Origin of the sequence: Rhodoferax sp., assembly GCF_025354435.1 — a bacterium.
GTDB lineage: Bacteria > Pseudomonadota > Gammaproteobacteria > Burkholderiales > Burkholderiaceae_C > Rhodoferax_B.
Genome location: NZ_JANXMU010000027.1, coordinates 55833 through 74627 on the forward strand (window position 1 = coordinate 55833; position 18795 = coordinate 74627).

An 18795-nucleotide genomic window follows, 5' to 3' on the forward strand; every position below is an offset into this window, starting at 1 on the left:
AGGCAGTACCTGCGCTAGCAGCTACGAAAGGAATAGCAAAATGAGCGAATGGAAAATCATCTGCCGCGTCGATGACATCCCCGTACTCGGCGCCCGCCGCGTGACCCGCGCCCAGGGCATGGACGTGGCCGTGTTCCGCAACGACCAGGACGAAATTTTTGCCGTACTCGACCGCTGCCCGCACAAAGGCGGCCCGCTGAGCCAGGGCATCGTCTTCGGCACCAGCGTGGCCTGCCCGCTGCACAACTGGAACATCAACCTGCAAGACGGCTGCGTGCGCGAGCCCGACGTGGGCTGCACCCCCAAGTTCAGCGTCAAGGTGGACAACGGCAATGTGCACCTGATGCCCGAAGAGCTGGCCACGCTGGCCCTGGAATGTGTGCCTCCCACTGCTGGACCAAAACTTTTGCAATCTGCCTAACTCTCCCGCTCCATGACCAGCCCCACAGAAACCAAGTCCACCTGCCCGTACTGCGGTGTCGGTTGCGGCGTGATCATCGAATCCACCGGCGCGCAAATCACCGGCGTGCGCGGCGACCCCGACCACCCGGCCAACTTTGGCCGCCTGTGCACCAAGGGATCCACCCTGCACCACACCGCCACGGCGGCGGTGACGATGCAAACCCGCCTGCTCCACCCCATGCAGCGGCTGCAGCGCGGCCAGGCACCCAAGCGCGTCTCGTGGGACCACGCCCTGGGCATGGCCACGCGCAAATTCGCCCAAGTGATTCGCGACCATGGGCCGGACGCAGTGGGTTTCTACATCTCGGGCCAGTTGCTCACCGAGGACTACTACGTCTTCAACAAGCTGGCCAAGGGCTTGATCGGCACCAACAACGTGGACACCAATTCCCGCCTGTGCATGAGCAGCGCGGTGGCGGGCTACAAAACCACGTTGGGCGCGGATTCGCCCCCGGCCTGCTACGACGATGTGAACCACACGCAGTGCATCTTCATCGTCGGCAGCAACACGGCCTGGGCGCACCCCATCCTGTTTCGCCGCATCGAAGACGCGAAACGCGCGAACCCGGCGATGAAGATCATCCTGGCCGACCCGCGCCGTACCGACACGGCTGAGATAGCCGACCTGCACCTGCCCATCCAACCCGGCACCGACGTGATGCTGTTCAACGGCATGCTGCACATCATGCTGTGGGAAGGCTGGACAGATGCCGCCTACATAGCAGCCCACACCAACGACTTCGAGGCCCTGAAAGCCACGGTGCGCGACTGCACGCCCGAGCTGGTGGCGCAGATCTGCGGCATCACCAAAGAGGCGCTGCACCAGGCCGCCCAGTGGTTTGCCACGGGAGCATCAGGCGACCCGCAGCGTCGCAAAGCCACGCTCAGCCTGTACTGCATGGGCATGAACCAGTCCAGCAGCGGCACGGCCAAAAACGCTGCGCTGATCAACCTGCATCTGGCCACCGCGCAGATCGGCAAGCCCGGCGCGGGCCCGTTCTCGCTCACCGGCCAGCCCAACGCCATGGGCGGGCGCGAGGTGGGTGGCATGGCAAACCTGCTCAGCGGTCACCGCGACCTGGCCAACCCCGCGCACCGCGCCGAAGTCGCCGCGCTGTGGGGCGTGGCCGATGTGCCATCCAAGCCCGGCAAAACCGCCATCGAGATGTTCCAGGCCGCCGCTGACGGTGAAATCAAGGCCTTGTGGATCGCCTGCACCAACCCCGCCCAGAGCATGCCCGACCAGGCCACCGTGCGCCGCGCTCTGGAGCGTGCCGAGCTGGTCATCGTGCAAGAGGCCTTTGCCACCACCACCACCTGCGAATACGCCGACCTGCTGTTACCCGCCACCACCTGGGGCGAAAAAGTCGGCACCGTGACGAATTCCGAGCGCCGCATCAGCCGCGTGCGCCCCGCCGTGGCCGCGCCCGGCGAGACGCGCCACGACTGGTCGATTGCGGTGGAATTTGCCCAGTTGCTGGAAGCTGAACTGGCCCGGCCGCCCAAGCTGTTCAACTACCCGACCCCCGAATCCATCTGGAACGAGCACCGCGAATCCACCCGGGGCCGGGATCTGGACATCACCGGCATGAGCTACGCCATGCTGGACGCAGGTGCCCAGCAGTGGCCGCTGCGCACAGGCGAAACCACCGGCCAGGCGCGCCTGTACGAAAACGGCATCTTCCCCACGGCAGACGGCAAAGCTAAGTTTGCCAACACCGTCTACAAACCAGTAGCCGAGCCGCGCGAAGCCCGCTACCCGTTCTCACTCACCACCGGCCGCCTGCGCGACCAGTGGCACGGCATGAGCCGCACCGGCACCCTGGGCCGCCTGTTCGGCCACGTGGCCGAGCCCAGCATCCAGATGCACCCGCAAGACATGGCGCGCCGCCAGCTCACCGACGGCGACCTGGTCCACGTGACCAGCAAGCGCGGCTCCATCCTGGTGCCACTGGTGGCCAGCACCGACGTGGCCATGGGCCAGACCTTCATCGCCATGCACTGGGGCGAAGAGTTTCTGAGCGGCGTGAGCGCCAACGGCGAGCGGCTGATGGGCGTGAACGCGCTCACCAACTCGGCGTTTTGCCCCACCTCCAAGCAGCCCGAACTCAAGCACACCGCCATCAAGATTCTGAAGGCCGAAATGCCCTGGTCGCTGCTGGGCGTGGCCTGGCTGCCCGAGGCAGAGGCGCTGGCCGCCCGCGAAAAGCTCAAGGGCCTGATGGCGCAGTTTCCGTTTGCCAGCGTGGTGCCGTTTGGCCGCGAACGCACCGGCCTGCTGTTCCGCGCCGCCAGCCATGGGGCGGTGGCCGACGAGGTCATCGCCCAGATCGAAACCCTGCTGGGCCTGGGTGGCCTGGATGTGCTGCGCTACGCCGACAAAAAAAGGGGCCAACGCCGCGCCGTCAAGCTCGAACGCACGACAGACAACGCCGAACTCACCGGCTTCCTGCTGGCGGGTGACACCAGCGCCGAGGTGTGGATCAAAACCCTGCTGCAAGACCAGTTGCCCGCCCTCGCCTATGGCCGCCTGCTGTTGGTACCCGGCAGCAAGGCCCCGGTGGCGGTGAAGGCGCGCGGCAAGCAGATCTGCACCTGCTTCAACGTTACCGACGATGCCATCCGCGCCACGCTGGTGGACTGCCGCGGCTTTGAAGACGAGCGCCTGGGCCAGTTGCAAACGGCACTCAAGTGCGGCACCAACTGCGGCTCCTGCCTGCCCGAAGTGCGCAAAATGGTGCGCGCCAGCATGCCCGCGGCGCAAGCCGCTTGAACGCAGCGCGCGTCATTCAGCAAATAACCATCCGTTATCAGCCATCCACGACAATCGCGCCATGGGAATCAGCCAATACATCAAAGAAATCGGCCGTGGCAAAGACGGCGCACGGGCCTTGTCACGCGCACAAGCCGCCGACCTGTTCGGCCAAGTGCTGGACGGCACCGTCACCGACCTGGAAGTGGGCGGCTTCTGCCTGGCCATGCGCATCAAGGGCGAAACCGAGTCCGAAATGGCCGGTTTTCTGGACGCGACCTACGCGCGGCTGACCATGGTGCCCGCCTGCGATCGTCCGTTGGTGGTGCTGCCCAGCTACAACGGTGCTCGCAAACTGCCGGTGCTGACCCCGCTGCTGGCCCTGCTGCTGGCCCGCGAAGGCTTGCCGGTGCTGGTCCACGGCACGGCCACCGAGTCCACCCGAATTTCCGCACAAAATGTGCTTCTAGCGCTGGATGTATCTGCACTAACAGCTATTAAAAAAATAGCGAACGGGAAAGTCGCTTTTGCCACCACCGAACTGCTCTGCCCGGGCCTGAAACGCCTGCTGGACGTGCGCCGCGCCGTCGGCCTGCGCAACCCGGCCCACAGCCTGGTCAAGCTGATGGCACCCACGGATGGCCCCAGCCTGGTGGTCAGCAGCTACACGCACCCCGAATATGCCGTGTCCATGGCCGCCACCTTCGCGCTGATGGAATCCAACGCCCTGCTGCTGCGCGGCACCGAAGGCGAAGTGGTGGCCGATGCGCGCCGCGCCCCGCAAATGACCGGCTACTTGCGCGGCCAGCCCACGCTGATGCAAGAAGCCCAGTCCGGCCCGCTGGCGGCGGTGCCCGACCTGCCCAAAGAAATCGATGCTGACAGCACCGCCACCTACATCCGCGACGTGCTGGCCGGGCGTAAACCCGTGCCCGCGCCCATCGCCCAGCAAGTGGCGCACATCTTGCAATTAACACAACAAGTTACACAAAACACCACCGAACCGGCCACCGTATGAAGCCCACCGACACTCCCTTCCCCAGCAGCTTTGGCACCGTGAACCAGCTGACCCCCGCCAAAGTCGTGCACGGCGGCCAGTGCACGCTGGTCGGTGCCGGCCCGGGCGACCCCGAGCTGCTGACGCTCAAAGCCCTGAAAGCCATCCAGGCCGCCACCGTGCTGCTGGTGGATGACCTGGTGAGCGACGAAATCACCGCCTTTGCCTCGCCCACGGCCCGCATCGTCCACGTCGGCAAGCGCGGCGGCTGCAAATCCACCCCGCAGGCCTTCATCGAAAAGCTGATGATCATGGCCGCCCGCGAAGGTGAAAACGTGGTGCGCCTCAAGGGCGGCGACCCGTTCATCTTTGGCCGCGGCGGCGAAGAAGTCGAACACCTGCAGGCCGCAGGCATCCAGGTCAGCGTCATCAACGGCATCACCTCCGGGCTGGCAGCGGTCACCTCGCTGAACATCCCCCTGACCCACCGCGAACACGCCCACGGCGTGGTCTTCGTCACCGGCCACGCCAAACCCAATGACGAAGGCACCGACTGGCAGGCCCTGGCCGCCACCGCCTGCAGCGCCAAGCTGACCTTGGTGATCTACATGGGTGTCAGCGGTGCCCGCCGCATCCAGGATGAACTGCTCACCAGCCTGCCCGCCAGCACCCCGGTGGCGGTCGTACAGAACGTCTCACTGGCCACCCAACGCCATGTCGTCACGACCTTGGGCGCCTTGTTTGACACCATCGTGCGCGAACAGCTCGGCAGCCCGTCCATCATGGTGGTCGGTGACGTGGTCCGCGGCATCCAGATAGCGGTAGAAGGCGCACGGGCGCAGACCGCCTGAAAAAACGCGACACAGTGGTAGCGCGACGGCCGTGCCCGCCCGAAGCACTTGAAAACGGAATGTCGGTTTTTTTTACAGCACTTGGACTTTTTGCACAAAAGGGCGGCGTTGCTCCACACGCACTCTCTTTAAGCTGTTGAATTGCTTGAACTTTTTTTTATAATTCAAGCAAGGCACAATAGTTGCTGTAATCTAGCTATCCGCACGAATTCAGCGACCGCTCAAAGAACGCCCAGGACTACCTATGTCAAAGAACCTCAATATTTCAACGCCTGAAACTGAAACAACCGATGCGGAGTCTATGCAAACGGGCGTCTTTGGCCTGACATCGGATGCAATGGCGCGTCGCCGGATGCTGTTGAAAAGCCTGGGCAAAGGGTCTTCTGTGATTGCCGCCGCGGCCATCCCCATGCATACCTTGGCGGCAACAGGTACGTTAGCCAAAACCGCCAACGGAATGCGTTGCACCGTCTCAGGAAATCAGTCGGCAATCCATTCGCAAACCACCGTTTCGGATGTTTGTGTGGGCTACAGCCCAGGCTATTACAAAATGGTTTCCCATTGGCCCAATTACAATTCAACAACTACCCTTGCAACCAATAGCTTTGATACTAAAACTTTCACGCAAAACTCCAAATTTTCCGATGTATTTGGCGGAAGCAGCAGCATTGGTAGTATCACGCTCATTGACATCATGAAAAGTTACCCGAGCTCTGAAGAGTTTCATTGGATCGCAGCACTGTTAAATTCTCTTCCTGGCTCGCCTGCCACCAATTTTCCCTACTTTGCTTCAAAGGTAGTGGGTTTTTACCTTGCAGCTGAACCGATGCGCACCAATGCTTTGAATTTCTTCAAAGGCTACATGGAAGTTCATAATTAATTTACTGATATGTAAAAAATAAACTGGCATATTTTTACCACTTGATATACCGCATTAATTCAGCCAGCAAATTGCATTGGGCTACTTGGGATGATGAGTACGTTATTTTTGACGAAGGCTCGGGTCAAACCCACTGCATTGATGCTGTTCGGGCATTTGTGGTTAATTGCGTATTGGATGGTGTGTGTAGCCCGAACAACCTAGTGGATGAGCTAGCCAACGTTCCTCGTTTGGCAGACAGTTTCAATTTAACAGAACTTGTAGAGACCATTTTGAATGAGCTTTGCTCGCACGGTCTAGTGGAAGTGGTTGGAGTGTGAATTTAGAACAGCTCTCAGCCTCAGCGATTAAAAACAAGCTCAAATATAATGGATTAGTTCTAAAAATTGGACCATTTATATTTCGAATTATTTCGCCAATAAAATCTCTGACAGAAGACCTGATTATTCTTTATGCCAACAATGTGGTGTTGGATGACAGTCATTTTGTAGATTACACCGTGACGATCGCATCGGGCTCGGGTTGGCGGCAATGGTTACGGCGACAGGCGATTTTTCAGTTCGACGGAACTGAACCCTTTGTTCCTTTGCCGGAAGACCACGCGTTTCCATTACTGGAATGGTCCATGAACTGGTGCATCTCCATGCACGCACACCACTATCTTCTGCTCCATTCCGCAGTGATCGAGAAAGAAGGTTGCGCCGTGGTCATGCCGGCCCCGCCAGGATCTGGCAAAAGCACCTTGTGTGCAGGCCTGGTACACCGCGGCTGGCGTCTGTTGTCGGATGAACTAGCGCTGATTTCGCTCACCGGCACCGCCATCACGCCCCTGGGCCGCCCCATCAGCCTGAAGAACCAGTCCATCGAGGTGATGCGCAACTTTGTACCCGGTGCCGTGTTCAGCAAGGAAGTGCATGACACCTCCAAAGGCCGCGTTGCGCTGATGCAAGTTCCATCGGCCCACATCGAGCGCATTGATGAGACGGCCCAGCCACGCTGGGTGGTTTTTCCGAAATACGTGGCGGGCTCGCCGCCCCAGATGGTTCCGCGCTCCAAAGCCAACAGCATGCTGGAACTGGGTCGCAACTCGTTCAACTACATGGTGCTGGGCCTCAAAGGCTTCGAGGTGCTGTCCAAAGTGATCGATGCCAGCGATTGCTACGATTTTCAGTACAGCCAGCTCGACGACGCGGTGGCCGCATTTGACGATTTGGTCGCCAGGAGGAACGATTGAGTCCCAACCTGCTGATGACCGTCTGGGCACATTCCGGTTGGCGGCCCGAATTATCGGTACGCGAATGGGAGGCCTTGTTCGGCCAAGCCCGCCAGTCCAGCCTGTTGGCACGCCTGGCCTACCTGCACGTCGACAAAGACCTTCTGCGTGACGTCCCCGACGGCCCACGCCCCCACCTGGAAGGAGCTTTGCGGCTTGCAGACCGGCAGCAGCACGAAGTTCGGTGGGAGGTTGACTGTATCCGCCGTGCCTTACACGGTGTGGATACCCCCATCATCCTGCTCAAGGGTGCCGCCTACCTGATGGCCAATCTGTCGACCGCGCGGGGCCGCCTGTTTTCCGACATCGACATTCTGGTGCCCCACGACCATATCGAATCCACCGAGAACGCGCTCTTCGGCGCGGGCTGGATCTCCGACGAGCGGGATGCCTACAACGAGCGGTACTACCGGGAATGGATGCACGAAATCCCCCCGTTGCGGCACATACACCGCCAGTCATATATCGACCTGCACCACACCATCACCCCGCCCACCTCGCGGTTCAAGGTGGATGGCCAGAAACTGCTACGCAACATCCAGCCTCTGGCGGGCTACCCGGGTCTGTTTGTACTGGCTCCTGTGGACATGGTGCTGCACAGCGCGGTGCACCTCTTCCAGGAGGGTGAATTCGGGCACGGCCTGCGCGACTTGCTGGACTTGCACGATCTGTTCAAAGATTTCCAGAAACAGCCCGGCTTTTGGGATACCTTGCTGAGCCGCGCCGACGAACTGGGCCTGCAAATCCCGCTGTTCCACGCCTTGTTCCATCTGCGCCGTCTGTTTAACTTCATTCCGCCGCTCCAGTGGGAGGACCGTCTGGGCAAAATGGAGCCTAACCCACTCTCGCGCGCGCTGATGGCCTGGATGCTGGGCCTAGCGCTGCAACCCAACCACCCCAGCTGCGACAGCCGCTGGACAAAGCTGGCCCGTTGGCTGTTGTACGTGCGTTCGCACGCCTTGCGCATGCCCATGCATCTACTGGTGCCGCACCTGCTACGCAAATCCTGGATGCAGCGCTTCCCCAAGAAGCCTTAGCCAACCCATCCACCAAATGCAAAAGCCCCTGCGTTGCAACAGCGCAGGGGCTTGGTTGGAAAGCGAAGTGCTTACATGTTTTCGATCATCACCTCGCCAAAGCCCGAGCAGCTCACCTGTGTCGCGCCCTCCATCAGCCGAGCGAAGTCGTAGGTAACCCTCTTGCTGGCAATCGAGCGCTTCATGGACGCGATGATCAGGTCAGCGGCTTCGAACCAGCCCATGTGGCGCAGCATCATTTCGGCCGACAAAATTTCGGAACCTGGGTTGACGTAGTCCTTGCCTGCGTACTTGGGCGCGGTGCCGTGGGTGGCTTCAAAGCAGGCCACAGAATCCGACATATTGGCACCCGGTGCAATGCCGATTCCGCCAACCTGGGCGGCCAGCGCGTCAGAGATGTAATCGCCGTTCAGGTTCAGCGTGGCAATCACGCTGTACTCGGCGGGGCGGAGCAGGATTTGCTGCAAGAACGCATCGGCAATCACGTCCTTGACGACAATTTCCTTGCCCGACTTGGGGTTCTTGAAACGCATCCACGGGCCGCCGTCGATCAGCTCGGCACCAAATTCTTTTTGCGCCAGCGAGTACGCCCAGTCCCGGAAGCCACCTTCTGTGAACTTCATGATGTTGCCCTTGTGCACAATGGTCAGGTTGGGCTTGTCGTTGTCGATGGTGTATTGCAGGGCCTTGCGCACCAGGCGCTCGGTGCCTTCGCGCGACACGGGCTTCACGCCGATGCCAGAAGTATTGGGGAAACGGATTTTCTTGACACCCATTTCTTCTTGCAAAAACTTGATTAGCTTCTTGGCCTTGTCGGACTCGGCTTCAAACTCGATCCCGGCATAAATATCTTCGGAGTTCTCGCGAAAGATCACCATGTCGGTCTTGTGCGGCTCTTTCACCGGCGAGGGCACGCCGTCAAAGTACTGCACCGGGCGCAGGCAGACGTACAGGTCCAACTCCTGTCGCAAGGCCACGTTGAGCGAACGGATGCCGCCACCCACGGGCGTAGTCAACGGGCCCTTGATGGACACCACGTAGTCCTTGATGGCCTCCAAGGTTTCCTTGGGCAGCCATTCGTCGGGGCCGTAGACCTTGGTGGACTTTTCCCCGGCAAAAACCTCCATCCAGTGGATCTTTTTCTGGCCGCCATAGGCCTTGGCCACGGCTGCGTCCACCACCTTTAACATCACCGGCGTGATGTCCTGGCCAGTGCCGTCACCTTCGATGAAGGGGATGATGGGCTGGTCGGGCACGTTCAGGGAAAAGTCCGCGTTGACGGTTATTTTTGTGCCGTCAGCGGGTATGGTGATGTGCTGGTACATGGAAATGGGAGCTCCGTGGGATGGCGAAAAATAGATAGCCAATCAAGTTTAACTTTATCCTGTGGCACCCCTGTAACCCGGCAGCCTGTCAACCCCTCGTAAAGTAAGCGAATAGGCGCTGCACTGCTGCCAAAATCCCTTTATTTCATAAACTGCCCTGCCATGCCCAAAACCCTTTCTTATGCCGTCCACGCCGTGTTGGCGCTATCGCTAGTGGGTGGCTCCGCCTTGGCCCAGGATGGCCCGCAAATGAACCTGCCCCGCACCGCGCTGACGGCGGGCATTTACCAGATCGACACCCAGCTGGCCTTGGCCCCCGAGCAACGTGAAATCGGCCTGATGTTCCGCCGCGCAATGCCGCAGCAAGAGGGCATGCTGTTTGTATTCGAGCAACCCGGCACCCAGTGCTTCTGGATGAAAAACACCATCCTGCCGTTAACGGCGGCCTTTGTGGACGATCATGGGGTCATTGTTAACCTGGCCGACATGAAGCCGCAAACCACCGACTCGCATTGCTCGACCAAACCGGTGCGTTACGTGCTGGAGATGAACGTCGGCTGGTTTGCCAAGAAGGGCATCAAGGCGGGTAGCAAACTCGGCGGAAAACCGTTTGAGATGGCCAAATAAAAAAAGCCCGTCCAAGACGGGCTTTTTTGTGGGCGCTGGAACTTAAGCGAAGTTGGCTTCGGCAAAACCCCAGTTCACCAGCTTTTCCAGGAAGGTTTCGACAAACTTGGGGCGCATGTTGCGGTAGTCGATGTAGTAGGCGTGCTCCCACACGTCCACGGTCAGCAGGGCCTTGTCGGCGGTGGTCAGAGGCGTACCGGCAGCGCCGGTGTTGACCATGTCTACCGTGCCGTCAGGCTTCTTCACCAGCCAGGTCCAGCCGGAACCGAAGTTGCCCACAGCCGACTTAACGAAAGCGGCCTTGAATTCAGCGTAAGAGCCGAATTTGGCGTTGATGGCTGCAGCCAACGCGCCGGTGGGCTCGCCGCCGCCCTGGGGCTTCATGCAGTTCCAGAAGAAGGTGTGGTTCCAGATCTGGGCAGAATTGTTGTAAATGCCGCCGCTGGACTTCTTGATGATTTCTTCCAGCGTCAGCGCTTCAAACTCGGTGCCCTTTTGCAGGTTGTTGAGGTTGACCACATACGCGTTGTGGTGCTTGCCGTGGTGAAACTCCAGAGTTTCTTGCGAGTACGCGGGGGCCAAAGCGTCGATCGCGTAAGGCAGTGCTGGCAGGGTATGTTCCATATTTTTCCTCGTGGGGTGGGTGGTGGTTTGGTAGCTAACGGTGCAATTGTAGGAACTAATTGTGGCGCGTCTGTAGGACATGGAGATCAACCTCACCATCGGCCAGGACGGCCGTTGCAGCCTGCCCAGGGGCCGCCTGCCGCACGCTGGTCAAGGGTGCGCCCTCGGCGGTGCGCAGCAAGGCATAGCCGCGTTGCAGCACCAGCAGCGGGTCAAGCAAAGCCAGGCTGCGGCCTGCCCGATCCAGACGCGCATGCTGCTGGTCCATCGCCGTTTTAAATTTAACAGGAAAATTGGCTTCTAGCGCAGACAGCACCATGGCTTTTCGCTGCATATTCGATAGCGCCGCGTACCGCAGCCGCTGGGCCTGCTGGCCCAGCTTCCACTGCTGGCGCGCCACCAGGCCCGACGGGCGGCCCAGGCGCTGGGCCGCGCTGTCCAGCCGCTGGGCCTGGGTGTCGAGCTGGCGTGTCACGGCATCTTGCAGACGCTGCCCGGCCAGGCCCAAGGCCCCCAGCCAGACGTCGCGCGGCTGGGCTGCCAGCTCGGCGGCTGCGGTGGGCGTGGGTGCGCGCAGGTCGGCCACAAAGTCGGCAATAGTGAAGTCGGTCTCGTGCCCCACGCCACTGACGACGGGTACCGGGCTACGGGCGATAGTGCGGGCCAGCTGCTCGTCGTTAAAGCCCCACAAATCCTCCAATGAGCCGCCACCACGCACCAGCAGGATCAGGTCGATGTGTACGCTATTTTTAGGCATCAAATCGATCTCTAGCGTAGATTCAGCCTGCGCATACTGGTATAGATTTAATAGCGCCTTAACCAGTTCACCTGGTGCCGCAGCACCCTGCACCAAAGCCGGGGCCAACACCACCGGGATGTGCGGCACGCGGCGCTGCAAGGCGGCCACCACGTCATGCAAAGCCGCGGCCCCCAGGGACGTAACCACGCCAATGCCGCGCGGTAGCAAGGGCAGTGGGCGTTTGCGGGCCGGGTCGAACAGGCCCTCGGCCTCCAGCTGCGCCTTGAGCCGCAAGAACTGTTCGAACAAGGCCCCCTGCCCCGCCCTGCCCATGCTCTCCACGATCAGTTGTAAATCGCCCCGCGGCTCGTACACGCCCAGGCGGCCCCGCACCTCGATCAGCTCGCCGTCGCGCGGCGCAAAGTCCAGCAGGCTCGCGGCGCGGCGGAACATGGCACAGCGGATTTGGCCTTGCCCATCCTTGAGGTTGAAGTAGCAATGCCCGCTGGATGCGCGCGAGAAGCCCGAAATCTCCCCGCGCACCGCGACAGGATTGAAGCGCGCCTCCAAGGTGTCAGCAATGGCGCGGCACAGCGCCCCAACTGGCCAGATTTGCGGCACCAATGCTGGGTTTTGGTAGCCGACCATCAGTGTTGGCGCGTCAAAAAGCAACATTCGGATACGAAGTGCTCCACAGGCGCGGACTTTGTCTCCAAGGTGCCCAAAAACAGCCAGGGCATTCTCAAGAGAGCTGATTTATTGTGGTAAGTGCTTGATTTCAATTGGAATTTTTCTGCTTAATTTTTCATCGAAGTGTCACAAGCCCGCATGGGCGCTGGATTTGCGGCGATCGCGCCCGAGTTCTTCACAAAGTTATCCACAGGAAATGTGGGTGAACCGCAGGGTGCGGACCGGCGATCGAACAAAGCGGCGGGCCCCGGGTCGGCTAAGCCATAATCGGCAGGCATTAATCAACTTGAAACAACTTGTTGGTACCGCTAGCACCCGCTGGCAGCGCCCCCAGGTTCGTGCGGAGAGCTATATTGTTTTCGATCATACAAGCCTCAGGCTGGCCGATTTGGCCCTTGGTTGCCTGCTCCATCCTGGCCATGGCCCTGGTGATTGAGCGTTTCCTGAGCCTCAAAACCTCCAAAATTGTGCCGCCCAAGCTCCTCAACGAGGTGCTGACGGTCTCGCAAACCAGCATTCCCGCCCCCGGCATCGTCAACCAGCTGGCACAAAACTCCAGCCTGGGCGAAGTACTGGCCAGTGGCCTGCGGGTGCTCAACACCCACCCCAAGTGCAGCGACGAGGATGTACGCGCCGCCATGGAAAGCGCTGGCCGCGCAGTAGCCCACAAGCTGGAGAAATACCTCAGCGCCCTGGCCACCATCGCCTCGGCTGCGCCCTTGCTGGGCCTGCTGGGCACGGTGATCGGCATGATCGACATCTTTGGCTCGCAGGGCAATGGCGGCGGCATGGGTGGCAACCCCGCGCAGTTGGCCCACGGCATCTCGGTGGCGCTGTACAACACCGCCTTTGGCCTGATCGTGGCGATTCCGTCGCTGATCTTCTGGCGCTATTTCCGGGCCCGGGTGGACGAATACCTGATGACCCTGGAACTGGCCGCAGACCAGTTTGCCCGCCACCTGAACGCCGTGCGCAAGCGCCCGTAACACCGCGAAGGCACTCCCCATGAACTTTCGCCACCGCCACCAGGAAGAGCCCGAGATCAACCTCATCCCGTTCATCGACGTGCTGCTGGTGGTGCTGATCTTTTTGATGCTGTCCACCACCTACAGCAAGTTCACCGAACTGCAGATCACCCTGCCCGTGGCCAACACCGATGCCCAGCGCGACTACCCCAAGGAAATCATAGTAGCGGTCAGCAGCGATGGCCGCTACGCCATCAACAAGGGCGCGGTCGATGGGCGCAGCATCGAAGCCCTGTCGCTGGCCTTGGTCAACGCGGCCCATGGCAGCAAAGACATGGTGGTCATCATCAGCGCCGATGCCAGCGCCACCCACCAGTCAGTCATCACCGTGATGGAAGCCGCCCGCCGCTCCGGGCTGAACCAGATCACCTTTGCCACCCAGTCCACACCAAAGTAACGTGGAACAGACCCTGCTGCGCATCTGGCAGCGGCGCGGCTGGCAAGCCTGGCTGCTGTGGCCCTTGTCGCTGCTGTACGGCGTGCTGGCCGGGGTGCGCCGCCTGCTGTACCGCCTGCATCTCAAAAAATCGGGACGTGTGTCCGTGCCGGTCATCGTGGTGGGCAATGTGGTGGCGGGCGGTTCGGGCAAAACCCCGGTGGTGATGGCCCTGGTGCAGCACTGGACGGCGCGCGGCGTGCGGGTCGGCGTGGTGTCACGCGGCTATGGCCGCAACAGCACCGATTGCCGTGAAGTACGGCCCGACAGCCTGCCGTCAGAGGTAGGCGACGAGCCCGCGCTGGTGCAACGCAGCTGCAAGGTACCGGTGTTTGTGGCAAGCCAGCGCCTGCAGGCCGCCCAAGCTCTGCTGGCGGCCTACCCCGGCACCCAACTCATTGTGTGTGACGACGGCCTGCAGCACCACGCCCTGCACCGCGACCTCGAGATTTGCATTTTTGACGACCGTGGCATGGGAAATGGCTTTTTGCTGCCCGCCGGACCGCTGCGCGAAGCCTGGCCGCGTGCTGTCGACCTGGTGCTGCACAGCGGCGCGAACCCGGCATTTGCCGGCTGGCGCGCCCAGCGCACCCTGGCCGACCACGCCGTGCAGGCGGATGGCACGCGCATCCCGCTAGCGTCACTGCACCACTCCGCCCTACTGGCCGTGGCGGCCATCGCACAGCCAGCGCATTTTTTCAGCATGCTGCGCTCAGTGGGGCTGGCGCTCGCGGAGACACGGGCCTTACCAGATCACTACAACTTTGATAGCTGGACGCGCATGCGGAATGCGGGTCAGACCGTGATCTGCACCGAAAAAGATGCTGTCAAACTCTGGCTGCACCAGCCCGACGCACTGGCCGTGCCTTTGGTGCTGGCGATAGACGCAGGCTTCTGGCAGGCCCTGGACCAGCGCGTCGATCCGTGGCTATCATCCACACCCCACCCCGATTGAGATTTTCCCCATGGATAGCAAACTTCTGGAGCTGCTGGTCTGCCCCGTGACCAAAGGCCCGCTGCAATACGACCGCGAACGCCAAGAGCTGACTTCACGCAGCGCCCGCCTTGCCTACCCGGTGCGCGATGGCATTCCCGTGCTGCTGGAGAACGAAGCCCGCACCTTGAGCGACGAGGAACTCGGCCTGTGAACTTCACCGTCCTGATCCCTGCCCGGCTGGCCTCCACCCGCCTGCCCAACAAGCCGCTGGCCCTGCTGGGCGGCGTGCCCATGGTGGTCCGCACGGCCCAGCGCGCCCGGCTGTCCCAGGCCCAGCGCATCGTGGTGGTGACCGACAGCGCGTCCATCCTGGATGCCTGTGCCGTCCATGGCATCGAGACCGTGCTGACCCGCGCCGACCACCCCTCTGGCAGCGACCGCCTGGCCGAGGCCTGCACCCTGCTGGGTCTGGACGGCGACGACCTGGTGGTCAACGTGCAAGGCGACGAGCCGCTGATCGACCCCGCACTGATCAACGACGTAGCCAGCCTGCTGGAGCAGCGCCCCAGCGCCAGCATGGCCACCGCCGCCCACGCCATCGCCAGCCTGGCCGAATTCACCAACCCCAACGTCGTCAAAGTGGTGCTGGACGCGCAGCAGCACGCCCTGTACTTCAGCCGCGCGCCCATCCCCTGGTGGCGCGACGGGGCCACGGCCGACAAAAGCTTTCAAAGCCTGCCCAGCCCGGCACCGCTGCGCCACATAGGGATTTACGCCTACCGCGCCGGATTTCTACGCCTGTTTCCGACCCTGGCCCAGGCCCCGATCGAGGTCAGCGAGGCGCTGGAACAGCTGCGTGCCCAATGGCACGGCTACCGCATCGCGGTACACGTCACCGACCATGCCCCTGGCGCAGGCGTGGACACGCCCGAAGACCTGGAACGCGTAAGCAAACTGTACTGAAGCCTCTGGTATCCTCATGCGCAATGAAGCGTTGCGGCTTAGCACAAGCCCGCCAGCAACGCCGCGCAGTTTTAAACACTTCGAGGATATTTCCATGAGACTCATATTGTTGGGCGCACCCGGCGCCGGCAAGGGCACGCAAGCCACTTTCATCTGTCAAAAATACGGCATCCCGCAAATCTCCACCGGTGACATGCTGCGCGCAGCCGTTAAGGCCGGTACGCCGCTGGGCCTGCAGGCCGACGCGGTGATGAAGTCTGGTGGCCTGGTCGGCGACGACCTGATCATCAACCTGGTCAAAGAGCGCCTGACCCAGCCCGACTGCGCCAACGGCTGCCTGTTCGATGGCTTCCCCCGCACCCTGCCCCAGGCCGATGCGATGAAGGCCGCCGGGGTCAAGCTCGACTACGTGCTGGAAATCGACGTACCCTTCGATGCCATCATCGAACGCATGAGCGGCCGCCGCTCGCACCCTGCCTCGGGCCGCACCTACCACGTCAAGTTCAACCCACCCAAGGTCGAAGGTATCGACGACATCACCGGCGAACCACTGGTCCAGCGCCCCGATGACCAGGAAGAAACCGTGCGCAAGCGACTTGAGGTGTACAGCGCCCAGACCCGTCCGCTGGTCGACTACTACTCCAGCTGGGCCCGCAACGAACCTAGCGCCGCGCCCAAGTACCGCGCCATCAGTGGCACCGGTAGCGTCGATGAAATCACTGCCCGGGCCTTTGCCGCACTGGCCGCCTGAGCGTCAACTTTTCTGAAAAACCGCCCGGTGTGATGCCGGGCGGCTTTTTTACGCCTGTAGAACCAGTAATTCCAACAGCAAGGCAATCCGTGCCTTGACCGGCGACAGGCCCTGTGCGTCGGGAATCGCGTCTGCCGCCGTGCCCAGCACCCGGCCAAACACACAGCGCGTGGAGCGCAGCACCCGCACCCCTTGCGCCATGGCCTGCAGCAAAGCCGCCTGCAGGTCCGCATGCAGCGTACCGTTGCCGGTGCCGGCCACCACAATGCCCTTTACGCTATTTGTGCCCTGGCCCACCAGCGCATCCACCTGCAAACCGCTGGCCCCGGCGTAGTTCAGCACGATCTCTACCCGCGGCCAGCTGCTGGCAGGTAGGCTGCTCAAAACTATACTTTTGATAGCTACCTGTGCAGATAGCACATGCGCTAGAGGCCTATTTTCCTCATAAAAATCTACTGCCGACGGCCAGGACCGCAGCAGGCGTACCCGGCCCTCCTCCACCAGCCCGATCAGCCCTGCGTCGCCCGAGGCAAACGCATCCACCTTGTAGCTGTGCACCTTTTGCACATCGCGCGCGCTGTGGATATTACCCGCACACACCACCACCACGCCGCGTGCGCCCGGTGTGGCAGCCACGGCCACGGCGTCCAGCAGGTTTTGCGGCCCGTCCGGCACCAGGGCCGTGGCCGGGCGCATGGCACAGGTCAGCACCACCGGCTTGGCCGGATTTAGCACCGCCTGCAAGAAGTACGCGGTTTCCTCCAGCGTATCGGTGCCATGGGTGATGACAATGCCCGCCACGTCGGCCTGCGCCAGCCAGTGGTCGCAGCGCGCCGCCAACTGCTGCCACAGGGCAAAACCCATGTCCTTGCTGTCCACCTGCGCCACCTGCTCGGCCACCAGCGCCACCCCGGCCGCCCCGTACTCACCCAGCGACTCCAGCAGCTGCGCCACGCCCACTTCGCCCGCGGTATAGCCCAGGTTGTCGCCCGCGCGGCTGGCGCGGCCTGCAATCGTGCCACCGGTGCCCAGCACCACGATCTTGAAAGAACTTGAATTCACCGCCATGCTTGCAAACTTTCAAAAACTGGTTAAAAATACAGTCACTGGATATTAAAACAGCCATCCCCGCTAGCCTACCCGGTCCCGCTCAGGAGTCACCCCATGGATCTGCCACTGTTCCCCCCCAAACTCACCGCCCGCCAGCAGCAGATTCTGGAGCTGATCCAGTCCGCCATCGCCCGTACCGGCGCGCCGCCCACCCGGGCCGAAATCGCCAACACCCTGGGCTTCAAGTCGGCCAACGCCGCCGAAGAGCACCTGCAAGCCCTGGCCCGCAAAGGCGCCATCGAGCTGGTCAGCGGCACCTCGCGCGGCATCCGCCTTAAAAGCGACACCCTGCGCTCCATCAACGAATCGCGCCTGCAGAACATGATCAGCCAACTCGCCCTGCCCCTGATAGGCCGGGTCGCTGCAGGCTCCCCGATTTTGGCGCAGGAACATGTAGACCAAACCTACCACGTCGAAGCCAGCATGTTCCGCCACAAGCCTGACTACCTGCTCAAGGTGCGCGGTATGTCCATGCGCGATATCGGCATCCTCGATGGCGACCTGCTGGCTGTGCAGTCTGCCACCGATGCCAAAAACGGCCAGATCGTGGTGGCCCGGCTGGGCGACGATGTCACCGTCAAGCGCTACCGCCGCACCAAGAACCTGATTGAGCTGCTGCCCGAAAACCCCGATTACCCCACCATCGTGGTCGATCCGGAAGAAAGCTTCGCCATCGAAGGCCTGGCGGTCGGGCTCATCCGCAACACTTTGCTGATGTAGCTACGCCACCTGCGCCGCGACGCCACTGCGCCAAACGTAATTTCTTGTAAAGCGTAGCAGCCTGCGGGAGCGCCCCGCCACCACCACTGTCCGCGTAAATTCAGTTTTACAGCCACCGTTTCGTCCGTATTCAACACCGCTTGTTGGGGAGGTCCTATGGGTATCGCTTCGTTTTCACCTACGGGTTTGCTGGGTTCATTCCAAGGTCTGGTGGGCTGGCTCACCGCCAGTGCACCGCACAAGCGCGCTCAGCGCCCCACCCAGGCTTCACGCCCGGCCGCCGCGTGGACCCCCAACTGCGCCAACCACCCCAGTACGGTACCCGCCTGGCCCACCCGCCCCAGCTGCAACACCCCGCCCCCGGCCGCGCCACGCCGCCCGGTGCGGGTGCTACGGGTCATCGATACGCCTCAGTCGGCCGCCAGTGCCGGTCGCATGCGCATCTCGGGCCGCATGGCCGATGTCTGCGCCGAACTGGACCGCATGGCCGCCCTTGAATCTACCGCCCGCAGCGGCCCATTGCTGCAATAAAGCCAGGCATTCCGCCAGCACCACACCGGTCCCCGGGCACAAATATCAGCCCCGCTGGCGGGCAC

21 protein-coding genes are annotated in these 18795 nt (G+C 61.8%); 17 read left to right on the top strand and 4 right to left on the bottom strand.

Annotated elements, in window-relative coordinates; translation table 11 throughout:
• The first annotated feature begins 40 nt into the window (after window positions 1–40).
• The 8 genes from nirD to Q0T48_RS06910 all read left to right on the top strand — a co-directional run bounded on the left by nirD (window position 41) and on the right by Q0T48_RS06910 (window position 8252).
• Entirely contained in the window at window positions 41–421 is a 381-nt protein-coding gene (gene nirD, locus Q0T48_RS06880) for a nitrite reductase small subunit NirD (RefSeq protein ID WP_295954234.1), read from the top strand.
• 12 nt (window positions 422–433) lie between these two features.
• A complete protein-coding gene (locus Q0T48_RS06885; protein ID WP_295954237.1) occupies window positions 434–3235 on the top strand; it encodes a nitrate reductase in 2802 nt (933 codons plus the stop codon).
• A gap of 61 nt (window positions 3236–3296) precedes the next feature.
• Window positions 3297–4232 carry a DNA-binding protein YbiB gene (ybiB, locus tag Q0T48_RS06890; RefSeq protein ID WP_295954240.1) on the top strand — a complete coding sequence of 312 codons (936 nt, stop codon included), beginning with the start codon at window positions 3297–3299 and terminating at the stop codon, window positions 4230–4232.
• 65 nt (window positions 4233–4297) lie between these two features.
• Complete coding sequence (gene cobA, locus Q0T48_RS06895) at window positions 4298–5062, top strand: uroporphyrinogen-III C-methyltransferase (RefSeq protein WP_295954284.1); 765 nt, start codon at window positions 4298–4300, stop codon at window positions 5060–5062.
• A gap of 244 nt (window positions 5063–5306) precedes the next feature.
• Window positions 5307–5942, top strand: coding sequence for a hypothetical protein (locus Q0T48_RS06900; protein WP_295954242.1), 636 nt, complete (start codon window positions 5307–5309; stop codon window positions 5940–5942).
• Between the two features lie 71 nt (window positions 5943–6013).
• Window positions 6014–6262 carry an HPr-rel-A system PqqD family peptide chaperone gene (locus tag Q0T48_RS22040; RefSeq protein WP_366887941.1) on the top strand — a complete coding sequence of 83 codons (249 nt, stop codon included), beginning with the start codon at window positions 6014–6016 and terminating at the stop codon, window positions 6260–6262.
• Window positions 6259–7176: an HprK-related kinase A gene (locus tag Q0T48_RS06905; protein ID WP_295954244.1), complete on the top strand. Its 918-nt coding sequence runs from the start codon at window positions 6259–6261 to the stop codon at window positions 7174–7176. The genes Q0T48_RS22040 and Q0T48_RS06905 overlap by 4 nt, the downstream gene beginning before the upstream one ends.
• The gene (locus Q0T48_RS06910; protein WP_295954247.1) at window positions 7173–8252 is read left to right on the top strand and encodes a nucleotidyltransferase family protein; all 1080 of its coding nucleotides are present in this window, start codon (window positions 7173–7175) and stop codon (window positions 8250–8252) included. The genes Q0T48_RS06905 and Q0T48_RS06910 overlap by 4 nt, the downstream gene beginning before the upstream one ends.
• A gap of 71 nt (window positions 8253–8323) precedes the next feature.
• On the opposite strand, the gene icd is transcribed toward Q0T48_RS06910, so the two are convergent.
• Window positions 8324–9583, bottom strand: a complete 1260-nt coding sequence (gene icd, locus Q0T48_RS06915; RefSeq protein ID WP_295954286.1) for an NADP-dependent isocitrate dehydrogenase — start codon at window positions 9581–9583, stop codon at window positions 8324–8326.
• Between the two features lie 156 nt (window positions 9584–9739).
• Here icd and Q0T48_RS06920 point away from each other — a divergent pair, with 156 nt between their 5' ends.
• Window positions 9740–10204, top strand: coding sequence for a DUF192 domain-containing protein (locus Q0T48_RS06920; protein ID WP_295954250.1), 465 nt, complete (start codon window positions 9740–9742; stop codon window positions 10202–10204).
• A gap of 42 nt (window positions 10205–10246) precedes the next feature.
• On the opposite strand, the gene Q0T48_RS06925 is transcribed toward Q0T48_RS06920, so the two are convergent.
• Complete coding sequence (locus Q0T48_RS06925) at window positions 10247–10828, bottom strand: Fe-Mn family superoxide dismutase (protein WP_295954253.1); 582 nt, start codon at window positions 10826–10828, stop codon at window positions 10247–10249.
• Window positions 10829–10883: 55 nt separating this feature from the next.
• On the bottom strand, window positions 10884–12215 hold the full coding sequence (gene xseA / locus Q0T48_RS06930) for an exodeoxyribonuclease VII large subunit (RefSeq protein WP_295954289.1): 1332 nt from the start codon (window positions 12213–12215) through the stop codon (window positions 10884–10886).
• Between the two features lie 395 nt (window positions 12216–12610).
• On the opposite strand from xseA, the gene Q0T48_RS06935 reads away from it, so the two are divergent.
• The 6 genes from Q0T48_RS06935 (at window position 12611) to adk (ending at window position 16369) form a co-directional block, all read left to right on the top strand.
• Entirely contained in the window at window positions 12611–13243 is a 633-nt protein-coding gene (locus Q0T48_RS06935) for a MotA/TolQ/ExbB proton channel family protein (RefSeq protein WP_295954255.1), read from the top strand.
• A 19-nt stretch (window positions 13244–13262) separates the two neighbouring features.
• Window positions 13263–13679 (top strand): biopolymer transporter ExbD, encoded by a 417-nt coding sequence (locus Q0T48_RS06940; protein ID WP_295954261.1) that lies wholly within the window; start codon window positions 13263–13265, stop codon window positions 13677–13679.
• Window position 13680: 1 nt separating this feature from the next.
• On the top strand, window positions 13681–14673 hold the full coding sequence (gene lpxK / locus Q0T48_RS06945; protein ID WP_295954264.1) for a tetraacyldisaccharide 4'-kinase: 993 nt from the start codon (window positions 13681–13683) through the stop codon (window positions 14671–14673).
• 10 nt (window positions 14674–14683) lie between these two features.
• Window positions 14684–14866, top strand: coding sequence for a Trm112 family protein (locus Q0T48_RS06950; RefSeq protein ID WP_295954268.1), 183 nt, complete (start codon window positions 14684–14686; stop codon window positions 14864–14866).
• A complete protein-coding gene (gene kdsB / locus Q0T48_RS06955) occupies window positions 14863–15618 on the top strand; it encodes a 3-deoxy-manno-octulosonate cytidylyltransferase (RefSeq protein ID WP_295954271.1) in 756 nt (251 codons plus the stop codon). The genes Q0T48_RS06950 and kdsB overlap by 4 nt, the downstream gene beginning before the upstream one ends.
• Window positions 15619–15712: 94 nt before the next feature.
• Window positions 15713–16369, top strand: a complete 657-nt coding sequence (gene adk, locus Q0T48_RS06960) for an adenylate kinase (RefSeq protein ID WP_295954273.1) — start codon at window positions 15713–15715, stop codon at window positions 16367–16369.
• 48 nt (window positions 16370–16417) lie between these two features.
• On the opposite strand, the gene Q0T48_RS06965 is transcribed toward adk, so the two are convergent.
• Window positions 16418–17437, bottom strand: a complete 1020-nt coding sequence (locus Q0T48_RS06965; protein WP_295954275.1) for an asparaginase — start codon at window positions 17435–17437, stop codon at window positions 16418–16420.
• A 96-nt stretch (window positions 17438–17533) separates the two neighbouring features.
• Between Q0T48_RS06965 and lexA the strand changes: the two genes are divergently transcribed.
• Both lexA and Q0T48_RS06975 read left to right on the top strand, forming a co-directional pair.
• The gene (lexA, locus tag Q0T48_RS06970; RefSeq protein WP_295954278.1) at window positions 17534–18199 is read left to right on the top strand and encodes a transcriptional repressor LexA; all 666 of its coding nucleotides are present in this window, start codon (window positions 17534–17536) and stop codon (window positions 18197–18199) included.
• A gap of 156 nt (window positions 18200–18355) precedes the next feature.
• Complete coding sequence (locus Q0T48_RS06975) at window positions 18356–18730, top strand: hypothetical protein (protein WP_295954281.1); 375 nt, start codon at window positions 18356–18358, stop codon at window positions 18728–18730.
• Window positions 18731–18795: the final 65 nt, after the last annotated feature.